The following is a 16,172-nucleotide window of genomic DNA, read 5'->3' as shown; positions in this document are numbered from 1 at the left end:
GCAAAGGTAAGAGAATAATTTATAAATTGGAAGATCGGAAAAATTTAAAATTAAGGTGCCTCTTTGGAGATTTGAAAAAATAAATTCAGCCCTTGTAGTTAGCAAACCCATACCACTCAAACTAATTATTTACCCCACCAATTCAATTTGACCGATTATCAGATTTTTGCCAAATTTCTTAGTTGATTTTTTGGTATCCAACTTCTGCTTTCCTAGTTTTAATTCAGCTAGCTTTTTAATCAATCTTTTAACTAAACAAAAAAACAACATGAAAAAAACGATGTTTTTAGCCTTGGTCGTACTGGGTATGGTTTTGGGTACTATCGCAGAAGCACGTTAAGCACCATGCGATCACATTTCTTCAAACAATTATGGATGCCATGTATATAATTGTCCAAGTGGATGTGTTGTTTGGGTTTGTCCGAATCCAACAAATCCCGCAGGACCTCCAGTTGTTGGTGAATTTTGTGACGAATAATTAAAATGATACAGCGCTGTATTTCTTTGATTCTAATAGTTTTGCTATTTGAGTCATGTAATTCTTCTGGTGACGATCAGAACAATGAATATGTACAATTAGAAGAATTGATTTTTATTGATTCAGTTTTAATTGAAGAAGAGAAAGGTTTCTTGACAAAACCAGCAAAATCTACAATTTTAAATGACACCTTAATTGCTATTATAAGTATGTATGCAAAAGGCATATGGATAGTCAATACAAAAACTGGTAAAGAAGAAACAAGTCTATTGGATAAATCTGTAATGGGCGTAAGTTTCTTTATCAGTAACTCGGATTGGACTAACTACCCAGAAGTATACATTCTAGATGGCAGATCGTCAAATGTTTATCACCTAAACCTTGAAAAAGGAAAAAACGAAACAGAGATTATACTAGACAAAATCTCGATCAAGCTCCCAAAAGGATTTAGTTTTAGGATTTTTGCTGATCTATTTTGGTTTAGGGGTAACGAATTCTATATAGAACTGTCGCCGGATGATACCCGCCAAACTTCCATTGATTTTTACAAAAAAGCAGGAAAATTCATTGGTGTATTCGACCTAAATGGAAATTTCAAATATAGGTTTCTAGATTATCCACCCTCACTTACCAATTTGAAAGGATTTATAGAGCCTACTTCTGTTTATAGTTTTGGTCGATTAAACGAAACAGAATTCGCATTATCTTTTCCGAGCGAAAAACATTTGTTGATGATTAATAGCCGGGATACAACAGAAATAAAAAAAATCGCATTTCCAAAAAGTCAATATTTTGAATACGAATGGCCATATCTAGAAGAAGAAGTGTTCCATGATATGACTGCACCTAAATCTTTTCCTGCTCCGCACCGGTTTGGAGAATTGATTTTTGATAAAGAAAATCTTTACCTCCAATCATTTATGAAAGACAATGTTAATTTTTCAACATTTAAACTGATGTCTCATATTTTGAAGTATAATTTTAGAACCAAAACTTGGAAGGAAAGTAGGAATCCGAAAAATTTCCTTGACCTGGGAATTTTCTCAGGAGTTTTAAATGACACGCTCTATTTTGTAGAGGCTTCAGTAATGAACAGAAATGAAAAATACATCAAGCGAGCAGTCCTCAGACCTATCGAAGACTAAATGGCTCATAACTTTTCCAAAGTTCGAAACTTTGGAATGGTTTTACTGCTAAAACAGAAAAGTCCAACCCTTTCGAGTTGGACTTTTCATTTATATAGAATTTTGATCTTAGGAAATCACTTTCTCAGCCAATACTACAATCACATTGTCTTTAACCTCGACTACGCCGCCATCCACAATGAAGGACTGCTTGCCCTCTGCTGTGGTAAAGGAGACCGTGCCTTTAGCCAAGGCCGAAACAATTGGCGCGTGATTATTCAACACCTGAAAGGATCCATCAGCACCAGGGAAACTTGCCTCTGATACCTCTCCCTGAAATACTTTCTTCTCCGGTGTGACGATTTCTAACTTCATAGATGTTTGGTTATTGAGTTATTAGATTAGGAGTTATTGGTTTCCAAATACTTGTATCCACCAATAACTAATAACCATTAACTAATTATCTTACTTCGGCAAGCATTTTCTCACCTTTAGCGATGGCATCATCGATGCTACCTACCAAGTTGAACGCTCCTTCAGGAAGGTGATCTAACTCTCCGTCCATGATCATGTTGAAGCCTTTGATGGTGTCTTTGATATCAACCAAAACACCTTTCAAGCCTGTAAACTGCTCTGCTACGTGGAATGGCTGAGAAAGGAAACGCTGCACTCGTCTCGCACGGTGTACGACTTGCTTATCCTCATCGGAAAGTTCTTCCATACCCAGAATGGCAATGATATCCTGCAATTCTTTGTATCGCTGAAGGATCTCTTTCACACGCTGCGCACAGCCGTAGTGCTCCTCACCAAGGATATCCGGAGAAAGAATTCGAGAAGTAGAGTCCAAAGGATCCACCGCAGGATAAATACCCAATTCGGCAATCTTACGGGAAAGTACGGTAGTCGCATCCAAGTGAGCGAATGTCGTCGCCGGAGCCGGGTCAGTCAAGTCATCCGCAGGTACGTAAACCGCCTGAACAGATGTAATAGAACCGTTTTTAGTAGAAGTGATTCGCTCCTGCATGGTACCCATTTCGGTAGCCAAGGTAGGCTGGTAACCTACTGCAGACGGCATACGTCCAAGAAGTGCGGACACTTCAGAACCTGCCTGCGTGAATCGGAAGATATTGTCAATAAAGAATAGAATGTCTTTTCCCTGACCTGTGCCATCACCATCACGGTAATATTCAGCAAGTGTCAAACCTGTCAAAGCTACTCGAGCACGTGCTCCGGGAGGCTCATTCATTTGACCAAACACGAAGGTTGCTTTTGAGTTTTCAAGCTCTTTCAAATCAACTTTAGATAGATCCCATCCACCTTCAGTCTCCAATGAGTGAACGAAGTCTTCCCCGTAGGTAACGATGCCTGATTCGATCATTTCTCGAAGTAGGTCATTTCCCTCACGGGTTCTTTCACCCACACCGGCGAATACAGAAAGACCTGAATAAGCCTTGGCGATGTTGTTGATCAATTCCTGAATCAATACGGTCTTGCCCACACCGGCACCACCGAATAGACCGATTTTACCACCTTTTGCATAAGGTTCAATCAAGTCGATTACTTTGATACCTGTATAAAGAATTTCGGCAGAAGTAGAAAGATCTTCAAATCTGGGTGCAGATCTGTGGATCGGAAGTCTTTTTCCGGCAGGAACCTGAGGGAGACCGTCAATTGCATGACCTACTACATTGAAAAGACGGCCTTTGATAGCTTCGCCAGTCGGTACAGAGATCGGTTGACCCAAATCTCTTACCTCCATGCCACGTACCATCCCTTCGGATGCGTCCATTGCGATGGTTCTTACTCTGTCTTCGCCAAGGTGTTGCTGCACTTCCATTACGACTACCTGACCATCTTCTTTGGTCACTTCCAGTGCGTCAAGGATGTTTGGCAGCTTTCCGCCTTCAAAGGAAACGTCCACCACGGGGCCGATTACCTGAGTTATCTTTCCAATATTTGCCATTTGTTGCTTGAAATGTAAAAAGGTTTACGCTTTTTTAATTCGAGCGCAAAATTAACCATTAAAGCCTAATCCCAAAGGATATTTGGAAAATAAATCCTAGCTGCACTGCTCAGCGTCTGGCGAAAGTGTTTTTGGGCTTTTGAGACCAATATTATGTACTTACAAAATCCGCTTCGCAAAAAGAAAAACGCCTGACCAATAGCGGCTGCTGAGATAGTCCTCGGTCACACCGAGCGAAGTAGATGCATGAATAAACCGAATATCACCTTTCACCGATTCGGTGACTATTCCGGAATGGGTGACTTGGTTTTTCCTTTTGCCAGTGGCAAAAAACAACAAATCTCCAGGCCGAACTTGATTTAAGTTGATCTTTTGACCCAACTTGCTTTGATCCGCGGACATACGGGGAAGATTAATCCCAACGGCATAATAGGAATGGTAAACCAATGCTGAACAGTCCATTCCAGCCCGGGTAGTTCCTCCATATCTGTAAGGTGTTCCTCTGTAGCTTTTTGCAGTTTCTACCACAGTGAAAGCCGGGCTGTCTTTGGGGATTTTCTTGGATCTACAGCTCTGAAAAAAGAAAAGCCCAAAAAGAAAAAAGACAGGCAGAAATTTTAAAAAGACTTTTTGACCTTTCACTGGAATACTTTAATGGTTTTTCAAGTTTAAGAGGTAGGCTTGGATAAATCAAGGCATTCTTTTTAAGTATATGATCTTTTCCTAATGTGATTAGGATCACCGAAATCCCTATCACGCTCATTTTATCTTTGCATCACAATTCAGAAACAATAAATATTACCTATGAATATTCAACAATTTTATGACGAAGGATTAGCTCATGCCAGCTATGCTATCTTAAGTGAAGGGAAAATAGCCCTTGTGGATCCAGGCCGGAACCCTCAGCCCTATTATGATTTTGCCGAAGCTAACCTTGCCAAAATCGTAGCAGTAATCGAAACTCATCCTCATGCCGATTTTGTCAGTTCACATTTGGAATTATACAAAAATGACGATGCCACCATCTACGTTTCCAAATTAGTCGGAGCAGAATACCCGCATGTTGGTTTTGATGAAGGAGATTCATTCCAAATGGGAAAAGTAACTTTCCATTCCCTCCATACTCCTGGACACTCGCCTGACTCGATCAGTATACTACTAAAGGATGAAAACGAGAAAGATCATGCCCTTTTCTCAGGTGATACGCTTTTTATCGGTGATGTGGGTCGTCCTGACCTTAGGGAAAAAGCCGGTAATATGACCGCTCAGCGGGAGGAGCTGGCAAAAATGATGTACCACACCGTACAAGACAAACTGAAACCTCTGGCAGATGATGTTTTGGTTTTCCCGGCTCATGGTGCAGGCTCGCTTTGCGGCAAAAATCTGAGCGATGCCCGCCAATCCATCATCGGTGAGCAGCGTCAAACAAATTGGGCTTTTAATGATTTGGACGAAAAAACCTTCGTGGATTCCTTGCTTCAGGGTCAACCTTACATTCCAAAATACTTCGGTTACGATGTGGACATGAATAAAAAAGGTGCGCCAGCGTATCAGAGATCTATTTCTCAAGTGAGTATTTGGCCCGAAGGAGCTACTTTACCAGCTGAGGCCCTAGTGATCGATACTCGAAATAATTTGGATTTTGCAGCAGGACATATCCCCGGTGCGATCAACATCATGAATGGCGGGAAATTTGAAACCTGGCTAGGTTCAATTGTCGGGCCTGAAGAAAAATTCTTCCTCGTGGCAGACATTGCGGCAGAATTGGAAATTTTGATCACCAAAGCTGCAAAAATAGGCTATGAGCAATTGATCAAAGGCGCTGTGGTAAATCCAGCTGGAATGACCGAAAAAGGGAATTCATTTGATTTGGAGGCGTTCAAAGCAAATAAAGAACAATTTACAATCGTTGATACCCGTAGTAGAGACGAACATGCTACAGCACCGATTTTCGAAGCAGCTATAAATATTCCGCTTCAGGAATTGAGAGAAAGAGCTGAAGAAATTCCAACTGGAAAACCCATACTCGTCCACTGTGCGGGAGGATACAGGTCTGCTGCAGGATCAAGTATCGTCGCAGGAATATTGAAGGATGCGGAAATTCTGGACTTCAGTGAAGCGATTAAAGAATTTCAACTGATCGCACATTGATTGTCAGTTGAGAAAAGTTGCTAAGTCCACCTCCGGCTCAAAACCGGAGGTTTTTTTTATTGAAAAAGGACAGAAAACGCGCTCAAAATACGTTCTTCAGGTAAACCCGGACTATGCATTAGAAACCGTATTAGCTCATCCCAACGAATGCCGAAAAGAGCTAAAAATACAAGAAAACAAGCATATTACGAATGAGACATCCTTTATTTTCGGGGTCCTGACTGAATTAGATGCAGCGAAGCGTTTGATTTTATCCGCCGTGGCGGATGAGCTCGTAATAGGAAGTTTAATGAATATTCCGGGTAAATTTATCTCGAACGAGCAGTCATGCCTTGAGTCATTTTGGAAAGTCTTTGATCAAAAAGCTGAACCAATTTGGTTAAATTGGAGTCATTGTGGAGAAACGCAAGAAATATGAGTCGGGAAGAATTTAGCTGTATGCCAATCCATCAAAAAATCAGAATTCTCTTCATTGAGGGGACTTTTGTGGTGGGTATCCGCTATTACCGACATAAGATCAACCTTTATTTACTTAGAGATGAATACGTCGAGGTTTTTTACAATCACAAGTTGGACAGGATCGACCGCATCGAATATTTGCAGCGGGATCACAGTCGGATGAAGTTTTACCTCGATCAGATCAAAATTGACTAATCAAACTTTTCAAACTCTCCCTGATAAAAATCCTCACGATACCTAAAGCGACCTACGCCTTTAAGATTTCCTTCCAGAATTTCTATACTTGCATCGGAAGCTTTCATCGGCAAATCAAATTCGATCGTGACTTCGATCTTACGAATGTTGTTTCCGCCCAGATCTTTAATCATCCCTTCATTAACTGCAAGAACTCGGACTTTACCTCCGCGTAGTGGGAAAAAGGCCTCTGCAAGTATGCGAAGTATTTTTTCTGATTGGCCAGTTGGACTCTGATCTGCTCATAACTAGTGTAACTAACATCTGAATCGGCCTTAGACTTTTCATTCAAAAAAGCAGTCAAAACTTCCTCGTAAGGATAATTATCATTGAAGTAATCAATTACTTCTTGTCTCGGTACATTTTCTCCCATCTTAGGAGTGTTTGATAAATTTTTTCGAGGAGATTCAATACTTAAGCTCCATTCGAGATTTGATGTCCGAATCCCCAGACTATGGTAACCCTGATACACCCCATTAATTCCTATTGACCCACTTCCATTTCCCGACCGAATATCAGAAGTTCCAAAAGTACTTCCATCAGGCAAAGTCCCCTCAAATTCCACTTGATCCAGCAGATTTTCTGGTTCCTCATTTTCCTGACAGGAGAAGGAAACAATAATTAAAAGCAAAGCTGGGAGGATCTTAAATGCGTTTTTCATCATAAGTGCTTTTGGTTGATAAAAGTGTTTGATTTCGAGACGGATCGTAGATCGGTTACACTACAAAAAAAACCGCAGAATTTTCATCCTGCGGTTTTTTGTTTGGGTGTTTTTTGGTTTTACAGCTTTCGCTTCAAGAAATCTGTCATTTGAGTGTACAAGTGCCAAGTGGTATTGCCACCCGAAATACCATGATTCCTATTAGGATAATAGAAGGTCTCAAACTGCTTGTCAGCTGAGATCAGGGCATTGACCAAGTCGACGGAATTCTGAAAATGGACGTTATCATCGCCCGTTCCGTGTATCAGTAGAAAGTTGCCTTTGAGCATATTCACATTCGTGATCGGGCTGTTGTCATCGTATCCGGCAGCATTAAGCTGTGGAGTCTGAAGGTAGCGCTCCGTGTAGATGGTATCGTAATACCTCCAAGTAGTCACCGGAGCTACTGCGATGGCAGTTTTGAAAACATCGTTGCCCTTCATGAGTGCCAGCGAGGACATATATCCTCCATACGACCAGCCCCAAATGCCGATTCGCGCGGGGTCTACAAAAGGCATCTTGGCAAAATACTTCGCTCCTTCGATCTGATCAATGGTTTCCAATTTTCCAAGATTAGCATAGGTGGAATGCTTGAAATCACGTCCTCGGGCGCCTGTTCCCCGATTATCCACGCATGCCACGATGATGCCTTCCGCCGCCAGCTGCTGATGCCAGAAGTCGCGGGTTCCTCCCCAGGAATTCAGCACATTTTGGGAACCCGGTCCTCCATACACATACATCAGCACAGGGTATTTTTTGTTGGGATCAAAATCTGCCGGTTTGATGATGTAGCCGTTCAGCATGGAGCCATCAACCGTAGGGAAGGTGAAAAATTCCTTTTTCCCTAAAGCAAAACCGGACAGTCGCTCCTTCAGTGCCTGATTATCTTCCAAGACCTTTATCTCTTTTCCGGAGGATTCATTAAAAGTCACCTTCACAGGAGTGTCAGTCGTGGAGTAATAATCAATGAAGAACTTGTGGTCCGGACTCATATTGATGGTGTGTGTGCCTTTGGAAGGTGTCAGGATTTTTTTCCCTTTCCCATCCAGATTGATCACATAGAAATTTCGCTCAAGCGGAGATGCTTCCGTGGAAATAAAATAAAGCTTCCTGGCTTTTTCATCCACCCCTACCATCGCTGTAACTTCCCAATTACCGGTTGTAATTTGTCGGATTAGACTTCCGTCCAGATTATGATGGTAAATGTGCTTGAAGCCATCTTGCTCGGAAGTGCGGATAAAAGTCTTGCCATCACTGAGGTACTGCAAGTCATCATTATAATCAAGATCCACATAAGTTTTGGAAGTCTCGGAGATGATCAGTTTGCTTTCCCCCGAAATGGCATTTGCATGAAACAGGTCGAGCTGATTTTGCAGGCGATTCAGTCGGATAAAAGCCAGTTGGTTGGCATCTTTTGTCCAGTAGATTCTGGGCAGGTAAATGTCTGTTTCAGATCCAACATCCACTTTTTGGGTTTTCCCATTTACCAAATCGTACACATGAATGCTCACTAAGGCATTTTTCTCACCCGCTTTTGGATACTTAAATTTGTAATCCTGCGGATAGAGCGAACCCCAAATTTGCATATTGAATTCAGGAACTTGTGTCTCGTCAAATCGGATGAAGGCAATTTTCTTTCCATCAGGCGACCATTTGAAAGCTTGGGCCATGGAAAATTCCTCCTCATACACCCAATCTGCAGCTCCGTTGATGATTTTGTTCCACTCACCGTCTTTCGTGATTTGGGTAAGTTTATTACTGGCCAACTCCACCATATACAGGTTGTTTTCTTTGACAAAAGCCACTTTGTCATTATCAGGAGAGAGCGTGGCGTAAGAAATTTTCTCTCCGTTCATTAGCTGCTGCTTTTGGCCAGTGGCCATATCCACCACATAGAAAACACCTTTGGAAGACCGCCGATAAATAGACTCAACATCGGTTGCGATCAACGCCTTAGATTCATCTGCATTGAAACTGTAAGATGAAAAACTCACACCCAAGGCACGTCCGTCCAGTAAAACTCCGGCTTCAGCGCCGGTGGACACATTGATTTTGAGTACTGCAGGAGCACCGTTTCGCTCAACCTGCGAACTGTAAAACTGTCCATCTTTCATCCAGTTGATGCCATAGACGGATTTTTGGGAGAAGGTGCCTTTTTTGAAGACATCCTCCAGGCTTACTTTTTTCAGACTTTGGGCATGGGTGCTATGTGCCATTCCGATCATCACGATCCAAGCCAAGCTGAGCACTTTCCAACTTTTAATCATATCCTTGAAATTTTGGGTAAAATTCTTGTGGTAAATCTGGGCGAATATATAAAACCCCCCATGTGTTTCGAAACCCTTGGAGGGTAAACGGAAAATAAGCTATTTCGTAACCTAAATTTTTCCAGCCATGAAGAAAAAAATTGCCTTGGTTACCGGGGGCTTTACCGGTGAATCTGTCATCTCACTGAAAAGTGCAGCAGTTGTAGAAAAAACTATTGACAGAGATCGGTATGATGTCTACAAAATTTTCGTGTATCCGGGCGATTGGCACTTCGTCTGTGCTTCAGGAGAAAAAATTCCCGTGGATCTGAATGACTTCAGCATCACAATAGGAGATGAAAAAGTCAAGTTTGACGGTGTTTTCAATATCCTCCACGGTTCACCGGGAGAGGACGGTAAATTGGCTGGATATTTTGACATGCTCGGTATTCCATATACCACTTGTGATCAACTGACTTCGGCGATCACGATGAATAAGGGCTACACCAAAGCAATTGTTCAGGATATTCCTGAATTAAACGTGGCTAGATCGATCCAGCTTTTTGAAAATGTGGTTGAAAACGCCTCGAAAATTGCAGACAGTCTGACTTTGCCACTTTTTATCAAGCCCAATAACGGCGGGAGTTCTATCGGAATGAGCAAAGTTAAAACTTGGGAAGAATTGCCGGAAGCCTTAGGAAAGGCTTTTGCTGAGGACGCTCAGGTTTTGGTAGAAGAGTTTGTCTCTGGACGGGAGTTTTCGATCGGGATTTTTAAAGGGAAAGGCCAAATCACCGTACTTCCCGCAACAGAAATTGTGAGCAGCAAAGAGTTTTTTGACTACGAGGCCAAATATGTTCCGGGAGTATGCGAGGAAATCACTCCCGGGAGAATGACCGAAGAGGAAGTCGAGCGAGTCGGCAGGATCGTGACCAAAGTCTATGAAAAACTGAACTGCAAGGGAGCGGTACGAATCGATTACTTTCTTCAAAACGAAACAGGCAAGTTCTATTTCATTGAGATTAACACTGTGCCTGGGCAGACTGAGACAAGCCTGATTTCACAACAGGTGAAAGCAACAGGGAAAAGCATTAAGGAGTTTTACACCGAGCTGATTGAGGAGATGTTTTCTTAGAGGCAAGGTGCGAGGGATAAGACACAAAAGAGCCCCTGATTAATCTTTGGGGCTTTTCTATTGGATAAAGAGAATTTTCAAGAATTGAATATTTGGGGATTACGATCACCAAATATCACATTTTCAGGCTCCGACTACTAAATACAGCCCCGCAGCCAAAGCACTTCCGATAATCGGACCAACTATTGGAACCCAAGAATATCCCCAATCTGAACTCCCTTTTCCAGTGATTGGTAAAATCTGATGCATTATCCTCGGACCCAAATCACGGGCAGGGTTGATGGCATAGCCTGTCGTGCCTCCAAGGGATAAGCCAATCACCCACACCAAAAGAGCAACTGGTAAGGCCCCAATTGAGCCCAAGCCAATGGGGGTCCCAGTTGGGTCTTCCAGCTTTGCGCCAGCGATATAGAGAATCACCAAAATCAGGACAAATGTCCCGATGATTTCAGAAGTCAAACTTGTATTAAAATTCCGGATAGCAGGATCCGTGCAAAAAGGCGCACGCTTCAATAAGGGATCTTTTTCCAAATCAAAATGATCCCGATACATCAGCCAAGCCAAGAATGAACCGGTCATCGCACCTAAAATTTGGGATAGGATGTAACCAGGAGCCAAAGCCCATTCAAATTTCCCTACAATCCCCAAACCGACTGTGACAGCTGGATTCAAATGAGCCCCACTATAGGGTCCTGCCACAACAACTCCACAAAATACACCCAAAGCCCAAGCAGTAGTAATTGCCATCAAGCCTCCTGCATGCCCTTTTGTACCTGGTAAAAGGACATTCGCAACAACCCCTGTACCCATCAGCAGCAGGATTGCAGTTCCAATAAATTCCGCGATAAATGGATTCATCTGTTTATAATTTGTTTTTTAGAGGCCAGATGGAATACCCTAGATAACCATCGCCCTGTGAAAAAAGCTTTTCCGATGGGTATTTCATATTATTCTACCCAGTGTTTAGATCTTTCTACTGCTTTGTGCCAAAAGTGAATCAGCTTCTCTTGTTTTCCCACTTCCATTTCCGGTTGAAAACTTCGATCGGCTGCCCACAACGCCTGAAGTTCATCCCGATCTTTCCAAAATCCAACTGCTAATCCTGCCAGAAATGCCGCACCGATAGCTGTTGTCTCAATGATCTGCGGCCGCTTGATCTCGCAGCCCAATAAATCTGCCTGAAACTGCATCAGGAAGTTATTTGCAGTAGCACCACCGTCGACACGAAGTTCCTGCGTGAGTTTCCCACTGTCCTTCTCCATGGCTTTGAGCACATCATAGACTTGATAAGCGATGGCCTCTAAAGCTGCACGTGTCATGTGCGCAATAGTTGTCCCTCTGGTAATTCCAAAAAAAGCTCCTCTCGCATTTTGATCCCAATGTGGCGCTCCCAAACCGGAAAGTGCCGGAACAAAGTAAACGCCGTCATTATCCTCCAAGCTCATCGCCAATTTTTCGGTTTCAGATGCTTTTTTGAAAAGTTCCAGTCCATCTCGGAGCCACTGAACGGCAGCACCCCCGATGAAAACCGATCCTTCCAATGCATAATTGATTTCATCACCAATCTTCCAAGCTACAGTTGTCAACAGCTGATTTTTCGATCGCACAGCCTCTTTTCCGGTATTCATGACCAGAAAGCATCCCGTGCCATAGGTGGTCTTGGCCATTCCCGGTTCGATACAAAGCTGCCCAAAAAGTGCCGCCTGCTGATCTCCGGCCACTCCCGCAATGGGAATTTTGACACTTAACACATCGCCGGCTGTCTCGCAAAACACCTCGCTACAGGTCTTGACCTCAGGAAGCATGGACTGTGGTATTTCAAAAAGTTCTAAAAGCTTCTGATCCCATTCCTGCGAGTGGATGTTATAAAGCATGGTTCGGCTCGCATTCGTGATGTCAGTCAAGTGGGATTTCCCAGCAGTCAGCTTCCAGATCAACCAAGAATCCACTGTGCCAAAGGCTAGTTCTCCTGCCTCGGCTCTTTCCCGAGTTCCTTTTACATTTTCCAGGATCCATCGGATTTTAGTTGCTGAAAAATACGCATCAATGATCAATCCTGTCTTTTCAGCGATCATTTCAGCATGGCCTTTTTCCTTCAGTTCATCGCAAAAAGCAGCTGTTCTCCGATCCTGCCATACAATGGCTCTGTGGATGGGTTTCCCTGTCTTGCGTTCCCAGACGATGGTTGTTTCTCGTTGATTGGTGATGCCTATTGCTGCGATTTGATCCGCACGAATGTCTTTGTCAACCAAGGCTTCGATCATCACAGCAGACTGGCTGGTCCAGATCTCGTTAGCATCGTGTTCCACCCAACCCTGATTGGGGAAATATTGCTTGAACTCCTTTTGGGCAACTGAGACGATCTGTCCCTGCTTATCAAAAATAATGGCTCTGGAACTGGTCGTGCCTTGATCCAGCGCCATGAGGTAGGGTTTGGTTTGGGTCATTTTGGGTATTTGGGTTAATTGGAAATCAAGATTTAAAAAATTAAGACTTAATCAAATATTTCTCCGCCACTTTTCTAAAATCTTCCAACTCTTTTTCAATCCAGCCTTCATCCTTTCCAAGTTCCGAGGCCATCAGTTTCACCACTTTTTCCGCTGAATCAAGTGCAGCTTGTGCATCCAAGATCAACATCCGAATCCTCCGGGAAAGCACATCCTCGATCTTGACCGCCATCTCATGTCTTACCGCCCACACCACTTCAGCCAAAATATTTGGAAATTCAGGATTAATCCGTTCAGAAAGACCGGGATCTGCCTTTGTCAAATCCTGTATCAAGACCGCATTCGATCCATAGACTGCCCAATGCCCTTTTGGGATCACCTTGGTAAAGCCATGAAGCAAAATGTCCTTGGATCGGGAGGGATTCATTTGTTCTCCTGTGATTTTGGGAAAATACTCCACGGTGTCCTCGCCCATTTTTCTGAAAGTCGTCCACTTTCCTCCTGTAAGGGAAACGAGTCCACTCTCGGAAACAATTACCTTGTGTGAGCGAGAGATTTCTTTGGTTTTGGTGCTGCCTTCTTTGGGTCGCGCCAGAGGCCTAAGTCCCGCAAAAACAGATTTAACGTCCGCTCGGGTGGGCTTTCGAGTCAAATATCCAGCAGCAGTCTCCAATACAAAATCTATTTCCTTCTGTAAAGCCTCTGGTTCGAGTTTGGCCTTTTCCCTCAGGGTATCGGTCGTCCCGACAACCAGTTTTCCCTGCCAGGGAACGGCAAAAAGGACTCTACCATCCCGGGTTTTTGGAATCATCAGGGCATCTTTTCCACCCAAAAAATCCAAATCCAAAACCAGATGAATTCCCTGACTAGGCTGGATGGTCTTCGCCGCGTCGGGATTATCCATTTGGAGGACTTTGTCAGCAAAAACTCCCGTAGCATTCACCACCATTCGAGCCTTGATTGAATATTTCTTTTTGCTCAACATGTCCTGCACATGCAATCCGCTGAGTTTGCCCGATGCGTCTTTTTCGAGCGCATTTACCTTGGTATAATTCAGCACAATGGCTCCTGCATGATCGGCAGTTTGCGCGATTGAAAGCGCAAGTCGGGCATCATCAAACTGCCCATCATGGTAGACAATCCCTCCAAAAAGTCCTTTGGGATTTATTCCCGGCATCCGGCTTATCGTCTCTTCCTTCGAAATGTAGCGCGATGCACCCAAACTCAAGTTGGCGGACATATAATCATACATTTTGAGTCCGGCACTGTATTGAATCCGATCCCAACGGGTATAAACTGGAATAATGAACGCTTGATTTTGGGTGAGATGCGGCGCATTTTTGATCAGTCGACCTCGCTCTCGAAGTGCTTCCAACACCAAAAAAACATCGCCTTGAGCAAGGTATCGTACTCCGCCATGAAGGAGTTTGGTACTTCGGCTGGAGGTGCCTTTGGCAAAATCCGCCTTTTCAAAAAGTGCTACTGAAAGGCCTCTGGAAACTGCATCCAAGGCTACGCCTAATCCTGAGGCACCTCCTCCGATGACAGCAATGTCCCAGATCTTTTCCTTGTTTTGAAGTTGTTTGAAGTTTTCGTCGCGATTCATGGGTTCCTTCACTTGTGATTTCAAGATAAAGGAATTGAATCGTGAATGGAAAAATCAGGTTAAAAATCCTTATAAACTTTTCGCTCGACAGAGGAAGAATTGGATTCCAGCCTCACGATGTAAATAAACTCATACTCCAAGTCTGTCAAATCAGCAAACTTCTCCCCTTCTCCCACAAAATAGTTTGCTAATTGGCTCACTGTATTACTATGACCGACGACTAGCGCGTTCCCTTCTAGTTTTCTTAACTGCTCCACCAGGCCATCGTGATTTTTGGAATCGTAGGACTGAATTTCAACCCCTGCCGCTGTAGCGGTAGGTTCTACTGTTGAACGGGTCCGTTTGTAATCTGTTGAAAAAACGTGCTTGATATTCTGATCTTCAAGAATCTGCGCAAGTTTTTTTGCACGAATTCCGCCTACATGAGCTAAGTCTGGATCCTCACCTACAAGTTGCTTTTCGGCATGTCGGACGATATAGATGGTTTTGGGTTGGTTTGGTGAGGTGCAAGCTCCTAGAATTAGGATGACGCTTAGAAAAATGAGAAGGTTTTTCATAGTTAATGGAGATATGCTTCGCGCTTGCCTGCCGGAGGCAGGAGACACACTTGAAATAGGTCCACTAGAGCGGACGAAATAATAGAGGCATTTCTATCGGATAAGACAAATACTAACTTTAAAACACAGGTATTTCTACTGTATTTCTTTTTTAATTACCCCGAAAACGTATTATCCAGATGCTGATCTTTCACCCTTCGCTCTTCAAATTCAAGGAATTGCTCCCAGAATTCTGACTCAGGAAGTGCCGCTCGCATATACAATTTCTCCTTCAGGGTAGGATGTACAAAAATAAGATGAAAGGCATGCAGGTTAATACTCGCATCCGGATTTGGCTTGGCAAAACCATACTTCACATCCCCCCGAATTGGGCAACCCATGGATGCCAACTGCACCCGAATCTGATGTGGACGACCGGAGATCGGACGAACTTCCAAAAGCCAGTGGTCATTCATATAACCCAAAGTTTTGTAATTCAACTCGGCCTTTTGCGAACCGGGCACTTCCCTGTCGTGCGCAGTGACCACATTTTTGAATTCGTCTTTGGTCAAGTAGTGCGTCAGTTTGCCCATCTCTTCGCGAGGCTTACGCTTCACAATCGCCCAGTAGACTTTATGAATTTCCCGCTTGCGGAAAAGCTCCATCATTCGCTCCAAACCTTTGGATGTGCGTGCAAAAGCGACCAACCCACTTACAGGACGGTCTAGGCGATGTACGGGATGAAGGAATACTTCTCCCGGTTTTTTATATTTTTCTGCGATGTATTCTTTGCAATAATCGGTCAGTGTTTTGTCGCCGGTTTTATCACCCTGCACGAGGATGCCCGCGGCTTTATTGACGATCAGGAGGTGGTTGTCCTCATAGACAACGGAAAATGGCTTCTTTTTCATGTGTTTATAATTTGATTTTTAATTGCCACATGGAATACCCCCAGATAATCATTCCCCTGTGTGTCGTTCGCCCGTCATGGGTATTTCATCTGTTTATATTTTGTTTTTTAATGGTCAGATGGAATGCCCCGGATAATCATTCCCCTGTGTGAGAAGCCTTTCTCATGGGCATTTCATGTGTT

16 protein-coding genes are annotated in these 16,172 nt (G+C 43.4%); 5 read left to right on the top strand and 11 right to left on the bottom strand.

Going from position 1 to position 16,172, the window contains the following annotated elements; all coding sequences use genetic code 11:
• The first annotated feature begins 483 nt into the window (after positions 1 to 483).
• Positions 484 to 1,623 carry a hypothetical protein gene (locus BLQ81_RS13345; protein WP_092730820.1) on the top strand — a complete coding sequence of 380 codons (1,140 nt, stop codon included), beginning with the start codon at positions 484 to 486 and terminating at the stop codon, positions 1,621 to 1,623.
• 108 nt (positions 1,624 to 1,731) lie between these two features.
• On the opposite strand, the gene atpC is transcribed toward BLQ81_RS13345, so the two are convergent.
• From atpC to BLQ81_RS13330, 3 genes are all read right to left on the bottom strand, one after another.
• Positions 1,732 to 1,977, bottom strand: a complete 246-nt coding sequence (gene atpC, locus BLQ81_RS13340) for an ATP synthase F1 subunit epsilon (protein ID WP_092730818.1) — start codon at positions 1,975 to 1,977, stop codon at positions 1,732 to 1,734.
• An 85-nt stretch (positions 1,978 to 2,062) separates the two neighbouring features.
• The gene (atpD, locus tag BLQ81_RS13335; RefSeq protein WP_092730816.1) at positions 2,063 to 3,565 is read right to left on the bottom strand and encodes a F0F1 ATP synthase subunit beta; all 1,503 of its coding nucleotides are present in this window, start codon (positions 3,563 to 3,565) and stop codon (positions 2,063 to 2,065) included.
• 159 nt (positions 3,566 to 3,724) lie between these two features.
• Positions 3,725 to 4,207 carry a C40 family peptidase gene (locus tag BLQ81_RS13330; protein WP_407640247.1) on the bottom strand — a complete coding sequence of 161 codons (483 nt, stop codon included), beginning with the start codon at positions 4,205 to 4,207 and terminating at the stop codon, positions 3,725 to 3,727.
• A 162-nt stretch (positions 4,208 to 4,369) separates the two neighbouring features.
• On the opposite strand from BLQ81_RS13330, the gene BLQ81_RS13325 reads away from it, so the two are divergent.
• From BLQ81_RS13325 to BLQ81_RS13315, 3 genes are read left to right on the top strand one after another with little or no spacing between them, the layout of a single operon-like run.
• Positions 4,370 to 5,716, top strand: coding sequence for an MBL fold metallo-hydrolase (locus tag BLQ81_RS13325; protein WP_092730812.1), 1,347 nt, complete (start codon positions 4,370 to 4,372; stop codon positions 5,714 to 5,716).
• Positions 5,717 to 5,723: 7 nt separating this feature from the next.
• Positions 5,724 to 6,134, top strand: a complete 411-nt coding sequence (locus tag BLQ81_RS13320; RefSeq protein ID WP_092730810.1) for a hypothetical protein — start codon at positions 5,724 to 5,726, stop codon at positions 6,132 to 6,134.
• Entirely contained in the window at positions 6,131 to 6,370 is a 240-nt protein-coding gene (locus tag BLQ81_RS13315; protein WP_092730808.1) for a hypothetical protein, read from the top strand. Before BLQ81_RS13320 ends, BLQ81_RS13315 begins: the two co-directional genes overlap by 4 nt.
• Here the strand turns inward: BLQ81_RS13315 and BLQ81_RS22305 are convergent.
• The 3 genes from BLQ81_RS22305 to BLQ81_RS13305 form a co-directional block, all read right to left on the bottom strand.
• A complete protein-coding gene (locus BLQ81_RS22305) occupies positions 6,367 to 6,543 on the bottom strand; it encodes a hypothetical protein (protein WP_175454233.1) in 177 nt (58 codons plus the stop codon). The genes BLQ81_RS13315 and BLQ81_RS22305 overlap by 4 nt on opposite strands.
• Positions 6,540 to 7,070, bottom strand: coding sequence for a hypothetical protein (locus BLQ81_RS13310; protein ID WP_092730806.1), 531 nt, complete (start codon positions 7,068 to 7,070; stop codon positions 6,540 to 6,542). The genes BLQ81_RS22305 and BLQ81_RS13310 overlap by 4 nt, the downstream gene beginning before the upstream one ends.
• A gap of 119 nt (positions 7,071 to 7,189) precedes the next feature.
• Positions 7,190 to 9,334: a S9 family peptidase gene (locus BLQ81_RS13305; protein ID WP_407640248.1), complete on the bottom strand. Its 2,145-nt coding sequence runs from the start codon at positions 9,332 to 9,334 to the stop codon at positions 7,190 to 7,192.
• Between the two features lie 169 nt (positions 9,335 to 9,503).
• Here BLQ81_RS13305 and BLQ81_RS13300 point away from each other — a divergent pair, with 169 nt between their 5' ends.
• Positions 9,504 to 10,490 carry a D-alanine--D-alanine ligase gene (locus BLQ81_RS13300; RefSeq protein ID WP_092730802.1) on the top strand — a complete coding sequence of 329 codons (987 nt, stop codon included), beginning with the start codon at positions 9,504 to 9,506 and terminating at the stop codon, positions 10,488 to 10,490.
• A gap of 123 nt (positions 10,491 to 10,613) precedes the next feature.
• Here the strand turns inward: BLQ81_RS13300 and BLQ81_RS13295 are convergent, their stop codons facing one another.
• From BLQ81_RS13295 to BLQ81_RS13275, 5 genes are all read right to left on the bottom strand, one after another.
• A complete protein-coding gene (locus BLQ81_RS13295; RefSeq protein WP_092730800.1) occupies positions 10,614 to 11,348 on the bottom strand; it encodes an MIP/aquaporin family protein in 735 nt (244 codons plus the stop codon).
• Positions 11,349 to 11,437: 89 nt separating this feature from the next.
• A complete protein-coding gene (gene glpK, locus BLQ81_RS13290) occupies positions 11,438 to 12,937 on the bottom strand; it encodes a glycerol kinase GlpK (protein ID WP_092730798.1) in 1,500 nt (499 codons plus the stop codon).
• 40 nt (positions 12,938 to 12,977) lie between these two features.
• Complete coding sequence (locus BLQ81_RS13285) at positions 12,978 to 14,543, bottom strand: glycerol-3-phosphate dehydrogenase/oxidase (protein WP_092730796.1); 1,566 nt, start codon at positions 14,541 to 14,543, stop codon at positions 12,978 to 12,980.
• A 59-nt stretch (positions 14,544 to 14,602) separates the two neighbouring features.
• Positions 14,603 to 15,100: a SixA phosphatase family protein gene (locus BLQ81_RS13280; RefSeq protein ID WP_092730794.1), complete on the bottom strand. Its 498-nt coding sequence runs from the start codon at positions 15,098 to 15,100 to the stop codon at positions 14,603 to 14,605.
• A gap of 155 nt (positions 15,101 to 15,255) precedes the next feature.
• On the bottom strand, positions 15,256 to 15,990 hold the full coding sequence (locus tag BLQ81_RS13275; protein ID WP_092730792.1) for an RluA family pseudouridine synthase: 735 nt from the start codon (positions 15,988 to 15,990) through the stop codon (positions 15,256 to 15,258).
• Between the last annotated feature and the right edge of the window lie 182 nt (positions 15,991 to 16,172).

The sequence above is a fragment of the Algoriphagus alkaliphilus genome, from assembly GCF_900103735.1.
GTDB classification, from domain to species: Bacteria; Bacteroidota; Bacteroidia; order Cytophagales; family Cyclobacteriaceae; genus Algoriphagus; species Algoriphagus alkaliphilus.
Note: the sequence above shows the minus strand (reverse complement) of the source record. Positions and strands in the feature narration are given on the sequence as shown.

Excerpts from the sequence above, each read along its gene's own strand:
- BLQ81_RS13345 (WP_092730820.1), top strand. The coding sequence starts at position 484 with ATGATACAGCGCTGTATTTCTTTGATTCTAATAGTTTTGCTATTTGAG.
- atpC (WP_092730818.1), bottom strand. The coding sequence starts at position 1,977 with ATGAAGTTAGAAATCGTCACACCGGAGAAGAAAGTATTTCAGGGAGAG.
- atpD (WP_092730816.1), bottom strand. The coding sequence starts at position 3,565 with ATGGCAAATATTGGAAAGATAACTCAGGTAATCGGCCCCGTGGTGGAC.
- BLQ81_RS13325 (WP_092730812.1), top strand. The coding sequence starts at position 4,370 with ATGAATATTCAACAATTTTATGACGAAGGATTAGCTCATGCCAGCTAT.
- BLQ81_RS13315 (WP_092730808.1), top strand. The coding sequence starts at position 6,131 with ATGAGTCGGGAAGAATTTAGCTGTATGCCAATCCATCAAAAAATCAGA.
- BLQ81_RS22305 (WP_175454233.1), bottom strand. The coding sequence starts at position 6,543 with ATGATTAAAGATCTGGGCGGAAACAACATTCGTAAGATCGAAGTCACG.
- BLQ81_RS13310 (WP_092730806.1), bottom strand. The coding sequence starts at position 7,070 with ATGAAAAACGCATTTAAGATCCTCCCAGCTTTGCTTTTAATTATTGTT.
- BLQ81_RS13305 (WP_407640248.1), bottom strand. The coding sequence starts at position 9,334 with ATGATCGGAATGGCACATAGCACCCATGCCCAAAGTCTGAAAAAAGTA.
- BLQ81_RS13300 (WP_092730802.1), top strand. The coding sequence starts at position 9,504 with ATGAAGAAAAAAATTGCCTTGGTTACCGGGGGCTTTACCGGTGAATCT.
- BLQ81_RS13295 (WP_092730800.1), bottom strand. The coding sequence starts at position 11,348 with ATGAATCCATTTATCGCGGAATTTATTGGAACTGCAATCCTGCTGCTG.
- glpK (WP_092730798.1), bottom strand. The coding sequence starts at position 12,937 with ATGACCCAAACCAAACCCTACCTCATGGCGCTGGATCAAGGCACGACC.
- BLQ81_RS13285 (WP_092730796.1), bottom strand. The coding sequence starts at position 14,543 with ATGAATCGCGACGAAAACTTCAAACAACTTCAAAACAAGGAAAAGATC.
- BLQ81_RS13280 (WP_092730794.1), bottom strand. The coding sequence starts at position 15,100 with ATGAAAAACCTTCTCATTTTTCTAAGCGTCATCCTAATTCTAGGAGCT.
- BLQ81_RS13275 (WP_092730792.1), bottom strand. The coding sequence starts at position 15,990 with ATGAAAAAGAAGCCATTTTCCGTTGTCTATGAGGACAACCACCTCCTG.